Source organism: Streptomyces sp. MUM 203J, assembly GCF_022414595.1.
GTDB lineage: Bacteria > Actinomycetota > Actinomycetes > Streptomycetales > Streptomycetaceae > Streptomyces.
In genome coordinates this window covers 103,970-117,622 of record NZ_JADWYO010000001.1, presented here as the reverse complement: position 1 = coordinate 117,622, position 13,653 = coordinate 103,970, and the positions used below count along the sequence as shown (strand labels likewise).

The following is a 13,653-nucleotide window of genomic DNA, read 5'->3' as shown; positions in this document are numbered from 1 at the left end:
CAAGGGGTGGGTTTCCCTTACCGCCGGCGTTTCGACCGGATGCCCAGGACGATTCCGTGAACCTTTCCGCCCGGAACGCCGACTGTCTGTGTGACGGACGGTGCAGAGCAGGGAGGTGTGGTGGGCAACGACGGGTTGCTGGTGGTGCGCTGCCAGCTGGGGGAGCGGGAGGCGTTCCGCGAACTGGTGGCCATGTGGCATCCCCCGCTGTGGCGCTATGTCCGGGGCATGGTCGGCTCGCCGCACCTCGCGGAGGATCTTGCTCAGGAGACGTGGGTCGCCGTGGTGCGCGGCCTGCCGCGGTTGCGGCAGCCGGAGAGGTTCGCCCCCTGGCTGTTCACCATCGCCCGGCGCACGGTCACTGACCATCTGCGGCAGACGTACAGGGCTCCGGAGACGGCCATGGAGGACGCCACGGCTGTCGTCACCGACGACGAGCTCGGCGGCGTGCTCACCACGATGCAGATCGAGGCAGGTCTTGCCGCTCTGCCGCCGCTGGAGCGCGAGGTGCTGATCCTCTTCCACCTGGAGGACCTGCCACTGGCGTCCTGCGCGGAGGTGCTCGGCGTACCGGCCGGCACGGTCAAGAGCAGGCTGCACCGCGCCCGGCGCATGCTGCGCAACCACCTTGCCGAGAAGGGATACGAGGCATGAGCGAGCAGAACCGCGCAGTGCAGCGGGCCGTGCCCGAGCAGTTGGAGCGCGCGCTGGCCACGGAGGTGTCACTGCGGTCCCGGCTGCGCCACGTGGCAGTGGGCCTGGCCGGGGGATGCGGCGCGGCCATGATCGCGGTGCTGTGGGCCACCGAGCCGAATCCTCTGCCGTTGCGTACCCGGGCCGCCTTCGCTGGACTGATCGCCATCGGGCTGGCCTGGGCCGTCTTCGCCGGCTGGGTGCTGAGCAGGCGCCGCCCGCTGTTCGCCCGGGACCGGGTGCTGTCCGCCCGGATCGCACTGGCGACGACCGTGGTGACCGCTGTGGCCGGGGTGGCGCTGGCCGCGGTCCGCGGCAGCACCGCCGACCTGGTGGCCACCGCCGCGGGCGGGGTCGTCTTCACCGCCGCCGCGATGCTCACCCTGGTACGGGCGCGACGCCGCCGGCGCGAACTGCTGCGACTGCGGGATGCCTTGCGACAAGACGCCCCCTGAACAGCCGTATTCACCCGAGCCGAGAACACCCAGATCATCAGGGAGACAGACATGGACGGCAAGACCCCTCCGATCGGCCCGCTGGCCCTCGCGCTCCGCCTCCGCGGTGCAAGCAGGCGCACCGTCCTGGTCGTCGCGGCCCTGGCCTGTACGACCCTGCTGATCGGCGTCGGCTTGCTCCTGACCTGAGCTCGCGACCCAGGAGCCGAGGTCCCACCGGCGAGACCTCGGTGACACCCGCCCAGGAATCCAGCGGCACAGGGCAGCTGGCGGAGGTCGGGGACGGCCCGCAGGGAACTCCCGGACTTCAGGTCGGAGCTGATCGAGCCGTTCCTGCCGGCGGACACGTCCGGCACGCATCCGGAGCATCTGCGGGAGCAGTTCGAGGGCGTGATCCGGAAGGTCCGCTCGGGTGCCCGGTGGCGCGAGATGCCGCCGGAGTCCCGAGGTCCGGCGGACCGTCTGCGGCTGCTTCGTCCGGAGGCGTGACGCAGGCGTCTTCCTGGCACCGATGGACGGAACGATCGCCGAGGCGGCTCAGCCCGCCGTCAGTTTCGCGAGGTCCCGGCGCTGAGCGGGGGACGGGGCGCATGCCGCGCCGGTGAAGCGGTGGCGGCAGGGAGCGTCCTCCCGTTCCACGGCCGGGTACGACACCTCACGTACAGGTACACCAGTCCTCCACCTCCGCCCCGATCGCGTCCCGCAGGTCCGCGCGCCGCTCCGGCGGGAGCACGGAGTGCGGGATCCCGTCCGTGCCCAGAAGGCGTGGCACAGCCCGGCGCGCTGGAGCGCGGGGCGGACGCCCCGGTCCGCGAGCGTCCCGCACCCGCGCCAGGCGGGTGAGGAGTGCCCCGCCCGGATGCTCCACCCCCTCCGCGCCGCACGCCCGCAGCAGTGCGAGGGCCGCCGGTGAATCCTTCGCGCGGCCTATGCTCTCTCCCTGTTCCAGGCACAAAAAATCCCCGGCGGAATTGACGGCCGGGGGATACGTACGCGTATATTGAATGTTTCGTGTGCGCGCACAGAAAGGCGCACAGGAGATTCGACTAAACGAACTTTATCGCGTCGGGAGTGGAATTGTCAATCGGGGAAAACGGCGCAACCGGGGATCGCGTTTCCCGCGACGGGGACCTCGCGGGAAACGCGCTGCGCCAGGAGCAGCAGTTCGTCAGCGGCCTCTACGCCCGCCTCGACGCCCTGCGCGCCCGGGCCGAGGACGCCGTGCGGGACGCCCTCAAGCACACCGGCACCAATTTCCAGGCCCGCCTCGAACGGGACGTCCTCGTGGCCGAGCAGTCCGGGCTGCTCGCCGCCTACGACGCCGCCGACAACGGGCTCTGCTTCGGCCGCCTCGCCTTCCGGGACGGCCGCGACCACCACATCGGCCGTATCGGCATCCGCGACGACGACCCCGAGCGCACCCCCCTGGTCGTCGACTGGCGCGCCGGGATCGCCCGCCCCTTCTACCTCGCCACCGGCCACACCCCCATGGGCCTCAGCCGCCGACGCCACATCAGCCTCAAGGGCCGCACCGTCACGGCCCTGCACGACGAGATCCTGGACCTGCACGACGAGACCCGCAGCGGCCACGAGGGCCACGACGCGGACGACGTCCTCCTCGCGGCGCTCGACGCCGCCCGCACCGGCCGCATGCACGACATCGTGCAGACCATCCAGGCCGAACAGGACCGCATCATCCGCGCCCCCCACCAGGGTGTCCTCGTAGTCGAGGGCGGGCCCGGCACCGGCAAGACCGCCGTCGCCCTGCACCGCGCCGCCTACCTCCTCTACGCGCACCGCGAGCAGCTCGCCCGCCGTGCCGTGCTCGTCGTCGGCCCCAATCCGGCCTTCCTCGGCTACATCGGAGAGGTCCTGCCCAGCCTCGGGGAGACCGGGGTCCTGCTCGCGACCGTGGGCGAGCTGTTCCCGGGCGTCCGCGCCACCGGGACCGACACCCCCGAGGCCGCCGAGATCAAGGGCCGCGCCGCCATGGCCGAGGTGCTCGCCCGGTTCGTACGCGACCGGCAGACCGTCCCCGGCACCCGTACACCGCTGGAGATCGCCCACGAGGACTACGGCACCCTCCTCCTCGACCGCGCCATGGCCGAGGACGCCCGCGCCGGTGCCCGCGACACCGGCCTCCCGCACAACCTCGCCCGCCCCCGCTTCGCCACCCGGATCATCGACGCGCTCACCGAGCAGCTCACCGAGCGCCTCGGCGCCGACCCCTTCGGCGGGCCCAACCTCCTCGACACCTCCGACATCGTCCAGATCGGCAAGGAGGTGGCCGCGAGCCCCGAGGTGCACGCCGCGATCGACGAACTCTGGCCCACGCTGACCCCCGAGGAGCTCGTCGCCCGCCTCCTTGCCGACCCGTACGGCTATCTCCCCGACGGCGAGGCCGAGTTCGTGCGGCGCGAGTCGGGGCCCTGGACGGAGGCCGACGTGCCGCTGCTCGACGAGGCCGCCGAGCTGCTCGGCCACGACGACTCGGCCGAGCGCGCCGTCGCCGCCCGCGAGCGCGCCGAGCGGATCGCCTACGCACAGGGTGTCCTCGATGTCGCGTACGCCTCACGCACGTACGAGTTCGAGGACGAGGAGTCGGAGGTGCTCGGCGCGCAGGACGTCATCGACGCGGAGCGCTTCGCGGAGCGGCACGAGGAGACCGACCACCGCAGTGCGGCCGAACGCGCCGCCGCCGACCGCACCTGGGCCTTCGGCCACGTCATCGTCGACGAGGCGCAGGAGCTGTCCGCGATGGCCTGGCGGCTGCTGATGCGACGCATCCCCACCCACTCCATTACCCTCGTCGGAGACCCGGCCCAGACCGGCGACGCGGCAGGCTGCGGGTCCTGGGACACGATCCTCTCCCCATACGTCGGCGACCGCTACGAACACGTCCGGCTCGGCGTCAACTACCGCACGCCCGCGGAGATCATGGCGGTCGCCGCGGAGCTGCGGCGCACCGAGGAACCCGGGTTCGAGCCGCCGCGCTCGGTGCGGTCGACGGGCGTGCCGCCCTGGGACGTCACGGCCGCGGACCTCCCGGCGGCCGTCGCGGAGGCGGTGGCCCGCGAGCTGCCCGAGGAGGGACGCCTCGCCGTGATCGCCCCGCCCGGGCTGCTGCCCGAGCTGGCCGCTGCGCTCCCCGGCGCGGCCCACGGGCCCGCCCCCGACCTGACCCGCCCGGTCGTCCTGCTCGAACCCCGGCAGGCGAAGGGCCTGGAATTCGACACGGTCCTCGTCGCGGACCCCGCGGCCATCCGGTCGGCCACGCCCCACGGGGTGAACGACCTGTACGTGGCGCTGACCAGGGCGACGCAGAGGCTGGGGCTGATCAGGCCGGTGTGAGTCTCCGGCGGTTCCCGGCGCCGGGGCCGACCAGCCACCCCGGCGCCGGAAGGGCGGAGCGCGAGGCTACGCCGGCACCAGCCACACCGTCGCCAGCGGCGGCAGTGTCAGCCGTACCCCGTCCGCCTCCCGCTTCACCGGCCCCGCGTTCCGCACGTCTCCTCCGCCGTACCGCGCCGCGTCCGTGTTCAGGACCTCCGCCCACGCGGCGACGCCGTCCGGCGCCCACAGCCGGTAGTCCTCGCGGACCACGGGCGAGAAGTTGCTCACCGCCAGCAGCGGGGTCCCGGCCGCGTCGTACCGTACGAACGCGAAGACGTTGTCGTCGGCGGCATCGCCCAGTGCCCACTGGAAGCCCTCCGGCACCGTGTCCCGCTCCCACAGCGCCGGGACCGCCGCGTACGCCCCGTTCAGGTCCCTCACCAGGTCCCGCACGCCCCGGTGGTCGCCCGCGGAGTGGTAGGCGTCGTCCAGCAGCCACCACTCCGGGCCGTGCGCCTCCGACCACTCGGCGCCCTGAGCGAACTCCTGCCCCATGAAAAGCAGTTGCTTGCCGGGGTGTGCCCACATGAAGCCCAGGTACGCGCGGTGGCCGGCGCGCCGCTGCCACCAGTCGCCCGGCATCTTGGACACCAGCGCCTGCTTGCCGTGCACCACCTCGTCGTGCGAGATCGGCAGCACGTAGTTCTCGCTGTACGCGTACACCATCGAGAACGTCATCTCGTTGTGGTGGTACTTGCGGTGCACCGGGTCCTTGGACACGTACACGAGCGAGTCGTGCATCCAGCCCATGTTCCACTTCAGGCCGAAGCCGAGCCCGCCGTGGTCGGTCGGCCGGGTCACGCCCTCCCAGGCCGTGGACTCCTCCGCGACGGTGACCACCCCCGGGCAGCGCCGGTACACCGTCGCGTTCATCTCCTGGAGGAACCGCACCGCGTCCCAGTTCTCCCGCCCGCCGTGCTCGTTGGGCGCCCAGTCGCCGTACTCACGCGAGTAGTCCAGGTAGAGCATCGAGGCGACCGCGTCCACCCGCAGGCCGTCGATGTGGAACTCCTGGCACCAGTACACCGCGTTGGCGACGAGGAAGTTCCGCACCTCCGTCCGCCCGTAGTCGAACTCCAGGGTCCCCCAGTCGGGGTGTTCCGCCCGCCGCGGGTCCGGGTGCTCGTACAGCGGCGTGCCGTCGAACCGGGCCAGCGCCCAGTCGTCCTTCGGGAAGTGCGCCGGGACCCAGTCCACGATCACACCGATGCCCGCCTGGTGGAGCCGGTCCACCAGATACCTGAAGTCGTCGGGCGAGCCGAGCCGGGCCGTCGGCGCGTAGTACGAGGTGACCTGGTAGCCCCAGGAGGGACTGTACGGATGCTCGGAGACCGGCATCAGCTCCACATGGGTGAAGCCCAGGTCCTTGACGTACGCCGGGAGTTCCTCGGCCAGTTCGCGGTAGGTGAGCCCCGGGCGCCACGACGGCAGGTGCACCTCGTACACCGAGAACGGCGCTTCGTGCACGGGGCGGTCGCCGCGGTGGGCCATCCAGTGGCCGTCCCCCCACACGTACTCCGACGAGGTCACGACCGACGCGGTCTCCGGCGGGCACTGGGTGCGCCGGGCCATCGGGTCGGCCCGCAACGAGTGGTGGCCGTCGGGGCCGGTGATCTCGAACTTGTAGAGCGTGCCCTCGTCGATGCCCGGCATGAACAGCTCCCAGACCCCGCTGGAGCCCAGCGACCGCATCGGCAGGCCCCGGCCGTCCCAGAACGTCCAGTCCCCGGCCAGCCGCACCCCGCGCGCGTTCGGCGCCCACACCGTGAAGCGGGTGCCCGTGACACCCTGATGGGACATCACCTGTGCGCCGAGCGCCCGCCACAGCTCCTCGTGCCGCCCCTCCCGCACCAGATGCAGGTCCAGCTCCCCGAGCGAGGGCAGGAAGCGGTACGGGTCCTCGGCAAGCACCTCGCCGCCGTCCTCGTACCGGACGGCCAGCCGGTACGACTCCGGTACCGCCGGCAGCGGCAGGACGCCCGAGAACAGGCCGTCGCCGTCGTCGTGCAGCGCCCGCCGCTCCCCGTCGGCCGTCACCACTGCCACCGCACGGGCGTGCGGGCGCAGCGCCCGGAACGCCACGCCGCCGCCGTCCGGCAGCGCGTGCGCGCCCAGCAGGGCGTGCGGGTCGTGGTGCTCCCCGGCGAGCAGCCGGTCCCGGTCGGAGCCCTCCACGGGGTGCGGCACCGGCGCCCCGTGGGCCTCGGCACGCGGCCGGGGCGGTACGGCGACGGGGTCCCGGCCCTCCGCGGGCGCTTCCTCCAGGGGGAGCGTCGCCTCGGGCGCGGGTGCCTCCAGGGTGGCCCTGCCGCGCGGGGCGCGGGTTCGGGCGGGGGCGGATTTGCGGGTCGGACGGCTGGGGGTCACGGGGGAAGGCCTCCTCGGGCGGGTCACATCAGGGGGTCGGGGGCGTGGGGTGGGCGGCGCGGGTGCCGGTCCGGGGCGCTGCCAGGCGCCGGACGGCCGCCATCGGGACCGGCAGCCAGTCGGGGCGGTGCCGGGCCTCGTACACGACCTCGTACACCGCCTTGTCGGTCTCGTACGCGCGCAGCAGTGCCTGCTCGGCGCGCGGGTCGCGGCCGGACGCCTCGGCGTATCCGGCGCAGTAGGCGGCCCGGCAGCGCTCGGCCCACTGCGGCGCGGCGGGACGGCAGGAGTGGGCCGCGTAGTCGAAGGACCGCAGTATTCCCGCCACGTCCCGCACCGGCGGCTGCGGGTGGCGGCGCTCCGCGAGCGGCTTCGTCGGTTCGCCCTCGAAGTCGATGAGCGTCCAGTCGCCCCCCGGTGTGCGCAGCGCCTGCCCCAGGTGCAGGTCCCCGTGCACCCGCTGGGCCCGCCAGGTCGTGCCCTCCTCCGCGAGCGCGGCCACCGCCTCGAACGCGGCCCGCAGCCCCGGCACGTACGGCATCAGCGCGGGCACCGCCTGGGTGGCTGTGTCCAGGCGGCGGCTCATCGCCACGGCCAGGTGCTGGGCCTGCCGCCGGTCGAGCGTGACGGTCGGCAGGGTGGCGGCCAGCGCGGTGTGCACCTCCGCGGTGGCGCGCCCCAGGGCGTGTGCTTCCGGGAGGAAGTCCCGCCCCGCCGACAGGGCGTCCAGCGCCAGCTGCCAGCCGTCCTGCGAGCCGCGCAGGAACGGCTGGAGGACGCCGAGGGTCGAGCCGTCCGCCTGCCCGGCCGCCGCCTCGTACCAGGCGACGGGCGCGGGCACGCGCGTGCAGCCCGCCCGGGCGAGGGCGAGAGGCAGCTCCAGGTCGGGGTTGGCCCCGGTGTGGATGCGCCGGAAGATCTTGAGGATGTAGGCGTCGCCGTACACGAGCGAGGTGTTGGACTGTTCGGCGTCCAGGACACGCGGGGACAGGCCCTCCGGGATGCGGACCGTGCGGTGGAAGTCCAGCGGCCCGATCGCGCCCGGGGTGCGCAGCCGTTCCATGAGCAGCGAGGCCAGGCGAGGGTCGTCCAGCGCCTCGTACACGGCCCGCCCGGCGAGCGGACCGTCCGTCACATGGCCGATGAGCGCGGGTGCGAGCTGTGGCGGCAGGGCCTCGCGGACGCCGAGCAGCAGCTGGTAGCAGTCACCGTCGGTGAGGCCGGGCTGCTGGACCCGCACGAGCAGGTGCAGCAGCCCGGGGCCCGCCGAGTCGACCGGCAGCAGTTCGGTCGACGAGACGAGGGCGAAGCCGGTGACGGGCCTGCCCTTCCCGGCGAACCAGCGCCTGCGCGGGAGCCACGTGCGGAGCAGTGGCGCCAGCGACGGCAGCAGGGCGACGGGTGCCCGGGCGGTGGATGCGGTCTCCGACATGGCAGCGCGTCCTTTCCCCGGGTACTACAGAATGCACGGAACGTGCAGAGTGTCCCGGAATGCGGCAAGGCTGTCCGGCTGTGCGGGACGTGTCGGGCGGGGATGATCCGGATAGACCCGGATCGAGGTACAGCGTGGGCGTCAGAACGTAAGCGCGTACGACTGGTGAATACGTACGGCGTGTGAGGGTGACAGTGCCCAGAGTGAGGCGGGGAAAACACCACGGCCCGTGGGCGTCCGGCGATCCGGCCCGATCGGGCCGTCGTCGCGGACGCCGGGCAGCGGCGCGCGGGGGTGGGCGAAGCCGATGCCGTACGGGGACGTGCGGGGGTCAGGCCGTGCGCGTCACGCCCGGCCTCTTCCGCGGCGCCGGGTCCTTCCGCAGCCGGAACCAGTAGAAGCCGTGCCCCGCCAGCGTCAGCAGGTAGGGCAGCTCACCGACGGCGGGGAAGCGTACCCCGCCGATCAGCTCCACCGGGTGCATCCCGTCGAACCGGCGCAGGTCCAGTTCGGTCGGCTGCGGGAAGCGCGAGAAGTTGTTCACGCACATCACCAGGTCGTCCTTGTACTCCCGCAGGAACGCGAGGACGGCCGGGTTGGACGACGGCAGCTCGGTGTACGAGCCGAGACCGAAGGCCGGGTTCTGCTTGCGGATCTCGATCATCCGCCGGGTCCAGTGCAGCAGCGAGGACGGCGAGGCCATCGCCGCCTCCACGTTGGTCACCTGGTAGCCGTACACCGGGTCCATGATGGTCGGCAGGTAGAGCCGTCCCGGGTCGCAGGAGGAGAAGCCCGCGTTGCGGTCGGGTGTCCACTGCATCGGGGTGCGGACCGCGTCCCGGTCGCCGAGCCAGATGTTGTCGCCCATGCCGATCTCGTCCCCGTAGTAGAGGATGGGCGAGCCGGGCAGGGACATCAGCAGAGCCGTGAACAGCTCGATCTGGTTGCGGTCGTTGTCGAGGAGAGGCGCCAGGCGCCGCCGGATGCCGATGTTGGCGCGCATCCGCGGGTCCTTGGCGTACTCCGCGTACATGTAGTCGCGCTCCTCGTCGGTGACCATCTCCAGGGTCAGCTCGTCGTGGTTGCGCAGGAAGATGCCCCACTGGCAGTTGGCCGGGATCGCCGGCGTCTTGGCCAGGATCTCGGAGACGGGGTAGCGGGACTCCCTTCTCACCGCCATGAAGATGCGCGGCATCACCGGGAAGTGGAAGGCCATGTGGCACTCGTCGCCGCCGGCCGCGAAGTCGCCGAAGTAGTCGACGACGTCCTCCGGCCACTGGTTGGCCTCGGCCAGCAGCACCGTGTCCGGGTAGGCGGCGTCGATCTCCTTGCGGACCCGCCTCAGGAACGCGTGGGTCGCGGGGAGGTTCTCGCAGTTGGTCCCTTCCTCCTGGTAGAGGTACGGCACGGCGTCGAGGCGGAAGCCGTCGATGCCCAGGTCCAGCCAGAACCGCAGCGCCGACAGGATCTCCTGCTGGACCGCGGGGTTCTCGTAGTTGAGGTCCGGCTGGTGCGAGAAGAACCGGTGCCAGTAGTACTGCTTGCGGACCGGGTCGAAGGTCCAGTTGGAGGACTCGGTGTCGACGAAGATGATCCGGGCGTCCTCGTACTGCTTGTCGTCGTCGGCCCAGATGTAGTAGTCGCCGTACGGGCCGTCGGGATCGGCACGGGACTCCTGGAACCACGGGTGCTGATCGCTGGTGTGGTTCATCACGAAGTCGATGATCACCCGCATGCCCCGCTGGTGGGCGGCGTCCACGAACTCGACGAAGTCCGCCAGGTCGCCGAACTCGGGGAGCACGGCCGTGTAGTCGGCCACGTCGTAACCACCGTCCCGCAGCGGGGACTTGAAGAACGGCGGCAGCCACAGGCAGTCGACGCCGAGCCACTGCAGATAGTCCAGTTTGGCCGTGAGGCCCCTGAGGTCGCCGATGCCGTCGCCGTTGCTGTCCTGGAAGGAGCGGACCAGCACCTCGTAGAACACGGCACGCTTGAACCAGTCGGGATCCCGGTCCTTGGCGGGAGTGTCCTCGAACGTGTCGTGGACGGGCTCGTTCACGGTCATGATGTGGGTGACCCTCCGATCGGGGGAGACGGTCGCAGGACCACGAGTACGTGCGCGGGCGTGACGCCCGGCTCAAGGCGCACGTAGTTGGACCTGCCCCAGTGGTATGTCTGGCCGGTGAGCTCGTCGCGCACCGGTACGGACTCGTGCCAGTCGAGGCCGAGTTCCGGCATGTTCAACGAAACCGTGGCCTCCTGGGTGTGGTGGGGGTCGAGGTTCACGACCACCAGGACCACATTCGAACCCTGCCGCTTGCTGTACGCGAGGACCGCGTCGTTGTCGGCGTGGTGGAAGGCCAGGTTCCGTAGCCGCCGCAGCGCCGGGTGACGGCGCCGCAGCCGGTTGAGTGTGGTGACGAGCGGGGCGATGCTGCGGCCCTCCCGCTCGGCCGCGGCCCAGTCCCTCGGCCGCAGCTGGTACTTCTCCGAGTCCAGGTACTCCTCGCTGCCCGGTCGCAGCGGGGTGTTCTCGCACAGCTCGTACCCGGCGTACATGCCCCAGGCCGGAGACATCGTCGCCGCCAGCACCGCCCGGACCTCGAAGGCGGGCCGGCCGCCGTGCTGGAGGTAGGCGTGCAGGATGTCCGGGGTGTTCACGAACAGGTTCGGCCGCATGAAGCCGGCCGTCTCCCGGGACAGCTCCGTCAGGTAGTCGGTCAGCTCCTGCTTGGTGTTGCGCCAGGTGAAGTACGTGTACGACTGCTGGAAGCCGACCGCCGCGAGCGTGCGCATCATGGCCGGCCGGGTGAACGCCTCGGCCAGGAAGACCACGTCCGGGTCCGTGCGGTTGATGCTGCCGATGACCTTCTGCCAGAACACCACCGGTTTGGTGTGCGGATTGTCGACCCGGAAGATCCGCACCCCGTGCTTCATCCAGTGCCGCAGCACCCGCACGGTCTCCCGGACCAGCCCCCGCATGTCCTGGTCGAAGGCGATCGGATAGATGTCCTGGTACTTCTTCGGCGGGTTCTCCGCGTACGCGATCGAGCCGTCCGCCCGGTGGTGGAACCAGGCCGGGCGCTTCTTCACCCACGGGTGGTCCGGCGAGCACTGGAGCGCGAAGTCCAGCGCCACCTCCATGCGCAGCTCACGGGCGCGCGCCACGAACGCGTCGAAGTCCTCAAGCGTGCCCAGGTCCGGGTGGACCGCGTCGTGACCGCCGTCGGCCGAGCCGATCGCCCAGGGCACCCCCGGGTCGTCGGGCCCCGCGTCCAGCGTGTTGTTCGGGCCCTTGCGGTGCGTCGTGCCGATCGGGTGTACGGGCGGCAGGTACACCACGTCGAAGCCCATCGCGGCGATCGCGGGCAGCCGCTCGGCGGCGGTGCGCAGGGTGCCGGACACCATGCGACCGGTGCTCTCGTCGCGATGGGCGCCCTCCGACCTCGGGAACATCTCGTACCACGCGCCGTACAGCGCCCGCTCCCGCTCCACCAGCAGCGGCAACTTCTTGGAGGCGGTGACCAGTTCGCGCAGCGGGTGGCGCGCGAGGACCTCCCGCACGTCTGTGGCGAGCGCGGCCCCGAGCCGCCGCGCCGGCTCCATCCGTACATCCCTGAGCGCGTCCACCGCGGCGAGCACGGCCTCCCGCTCCTCGTCCTTCGGCACGCCCTCGGCGGCACGTTCGTGCAGCGCGGCCCCCTCGGCCAGGACCAGCCCGGTGTCGATGCCGGCCGGGATCTTGATGCCCGCCTCGTGCCGCCAGGTGGCGACCGGGTCGCTCCAGGCCTCCACGTGGTACGTCCAGCGGCCCTCACACGTCGGGGTCACGTCCGCGCCCCACCGGTCGGTGCCGGGCGCCAGCTCTCGCATGGGGGTGAACGGGCCGGGCCGCCCGGCCGGGTCGGTCAGCACCACGTTCGCGGCCACCGCGTCGTGGCCTTCGCGGAAGACGGTGGCCGAGACCTGGAAGGTCTCACCGGTCACCGCCTTGGCCGGCTGTCTGCCGCAGTCGACGAGCGGGGTCACATCCAGGACGGGAATGCGGCCGATCAGCGAGTTCACAGATCCACCTGAGGGTTGTGTACGGGATATCGCTCTTTGTAACCGCTCTGTTGACGCAGAGGATGTCGCAGGCATCACCGCTCCTCTCCGGGTTCACTCGGGTGGGCGGGTACCGGAGGAGCCTTCCCATGCCTCTCGGGTGGGCAATCCGGGGGTTTCGCACTTACCGGCACGTAGGGTTTCCGGCCAGACAGCCGAGAACCGACCCCGTTCGATGGAATCCGGGGCCGGTTCACATTCCGGGTGTGTCCCGGGCCTGCGGCCGGCCCGGTCAGGACGCCTCAGCCGACCCGCCCGCCCACATCTGCCAGGGGCGCCGCGCCACCCAGTCCTCCACCGGCGCGGGCTTCAGCGACAGCACCCCGGCCGAGGTCCCGTCGTCGCCCGCCATCAGCAGCGGGTCCGCGTCCCCCGCCATGTGGTGGTAGAGCCCCGCCACTCCGGCCGCCGCGGCGGCGCCCAGCACTCCGGCCAGGGTCCGTTCGAACACCGCCGGATCCAGCGGCACATACCGTACGGAGCGGTTCAGGCCGCGCTGGAAGGCCCCCGCCAACTCGTCGCCCGTCAGCGTCCGCGCGCCTCCCACGTCGAACGTGCGCCCCTCCGCGCCGTCCACGGTGAGCGCCCCGTACACCGCCTCAGCCAGGTCCTCGTGCGACAGCCACGCCACGGGCGTGTGTGCGGGCAGCGGGTAGGCGAGCACGCCCTCGTCGACCAGCGCGGGCCCGTTCCAGGGGCTGAACAGGTTGTCGAGATACACCGGAGGCCGCACCACCGCAAGGGGCACACCACTCTCCCGTAGCACCTCCTCCGCGAGCCGCCGTGTCTCGAACGCGGCGACACCGCTGTCCGTCGAGGGAATCCGCGTGTTGGCGTTGTACACGAGCCGCCGCAGCCCCGCGTCCCGGGCCGCGTCCGCGAGGTTGCGCGCGTAGGTCACGACGCGCTGCTCGTCGTATACGAGCGGCATCACCACGGCGGCGTGCGTGGCGCCCTCGAACAGGGCCCGCACGTCCTGCGCCCGGCCCAGGTCGCCGGTGGCGCAGGCGATCCCGGGCAGCGGCGGCCGGTCCGCCTCGGGGCGCCGGGTGAGGGTGCGGACGCGGTGACCGCGCCCGGCCAGGAGACGGGCGACGGCTCCGCCCTGGAAACCGGTCGCGCCGACGACGGCGACGCGCATCGGGATGTGATCGGACATGGGGATGAACGGCCCTTCGATAGGGTGTCTGATGCTGCCAATCCGGCAGG

At 72.0% G+C, this 13,653-nt stretch carries 9 protein-coding genes; 4 read left to right on the top strand and 5 right to left on the bottom strand.

The features are described from left to right. The first annotated feature begins 90 nt into the window (after positions 1-90). From I3F58_RS00515 to I3F58_RS00500, 4 genes are all read left to right on the top strand, one after another. Positions 91-654 carry an RNA polymerase sigma factor gene (locus I3F58_RS00515; protein WP_240106099.1) on the top strand — a complete coding sequence of 188 codons (564 nt, stop codon included), beginning with the start codon at positions 91-93 and terminating at the stop codon, positions 652-654. Further along, on the top strand, positions 651-1,148 hold the full coding sequence (locus I3F58_RS00510; protein WP_240106098.1) for a transmembrane transport protein: 498 nt from the start codon (positions 651-653) through the stop codon (positions 1,146-1,148). The genes I3F58_RS00515 and I3F58_RS00510 overlap by 4 nt, the downstream gene beginning before the upstream one ends. Positions 1,149-1,199: 51 nt before the next feature. Continuing rightward, positions 1,200-1,337 (top strand): hypothetical protein, encoded by a 138-nt coding sequence (locus I3F58_RS00505; RefSeq protein WP_240106097.1) that lies wholly within the window; start codon positions 1,200-1,202, stop codon positions 1,335-1,337. Between the two features lie 957 nt (positions 1,338-2,294). Further along, entirely contained in the window at positions 2,295-4,499 is a 2,205-nt protein-coding gene (locus tag I3F58_RS00500) for a UvrD-helicase domain-containing protein (RefSeq protein ID WP_240106318.1), read from the top strand. A gap of 66 nt (positions 4,500-4,565) precedes the next feature. Here I3F58_RS00500 and glgB read toward each other — a convergent pair whose 3' ends face one another. The 5 genes from glgB to I3F58_RS00475 all read right to left on the bottom strand — a co-directional run bounded on the left by glgB (position 4,566) and on the right by I3F58_RS00475 (position 13,603). After that, positions 4,566-6,935, bottom strand: a complete 2,370-nt coding sequence (gene glgB / locus I3F58_RS00495) for a 1,4-alpha-glucan branching enzyme (protein WP_374207877.1) — start codon at positions 6,933-6,935, stop codon at positions 4,566-4,568. Position 6,936: 1 nt separating this feature from the next. Further along, complete coding sequence (locus I3F58_RS00490) at positions 6,937-8,340, bottom strand: phosphotransferase (protein WP_240106095.1); 1,404 nt, start codon at positions 8,338-8,340, stop codon at positions 6,937-6,939. A gap of 331 nt (positions 8,341-8,671) precedes the next feature. Continuing rightward, positions 8,672-10,405 carry a maltose alpha-D-glucosyltransferase gene (gene treS / locus I3F58_RS00485; RefSeq protein WP_240106094.1) on the bottom strand — a complete coding sequence of 578 codons (1,734 nt, stop codon included), beginning with the start codon at positions 10,403-10,405 and terminating at the stop codon, positions 8,672-8,674. After that, positions 10,402-12,396, bottom strand: a complete 1,995-nt coding sequence (locus tag I3F58_RS00480) for an alpha-1,4-glucan--maltose-1-phosphate maltosyltransferase (RefSeq protein ID WP_240106317.1) — start codon at positions 12,394-12,396, stop codon at positions 10,402-10,404. Before I3F58_RS00480 ends, treS begins: the two co-directional genes overlap by 4 nt. A 280-nt stretch (positions 12,397-12,676) precedes the next feature. After that, positions 12,677-13,603 carry an SDR family oxidoreductase gene (locus I3F58_RS00475; protein WP_240106093.1) on the bottom strand — a complete coding sequence of 309 codons (927 nt, stop codon included), beginning with the start codon at positions 13,601-13,603 and terminating at the stop codon, positions 12,677-12,679. Positions 13,604-13,653 lie beyond the last annotated feature (50 nt).

Excerpts from the sequence above, each read along its gene's own strand:
- I3F58_RS00510 (WP_240106098.1), top strand. The coding sequence starts at position 651 with ATGAGCGAGCAGAACCGCGCAGTGCAGCGGGCCGTGCCCGAGCAGTTG.
- I3F58_RS00505 (WP_240106097.1), top strand. The coding sequence starts at position 1,200 with ATGGACGGCAAGACCCCTCCGATCGGCCCGCTGGCCCTCGCGCTCCGC.
- I3F58_RS00490 (WP_240106095.1), bottom strand. The coding sequence starts at position 8,340 with ATGTCGGAGACCGCATCCACCGCCCGGGCACCCGTCGCCCTGCTGCCG.
- treS (WP_240106094.1), bottom strand. The coding sequence starts at position 10,405 with ATGACCGTGAACGAGCCCGTCCACGACACGTTCGAGGACACTCCCGCC.
- I3F58_RS00475 (WP_240106093.1), bottom strand. The coding sequence starts at position 13,603 with ATGTCCGATCACATCCCGATGCGCGTCGCCGTCGTCGGCGCGACCGGT.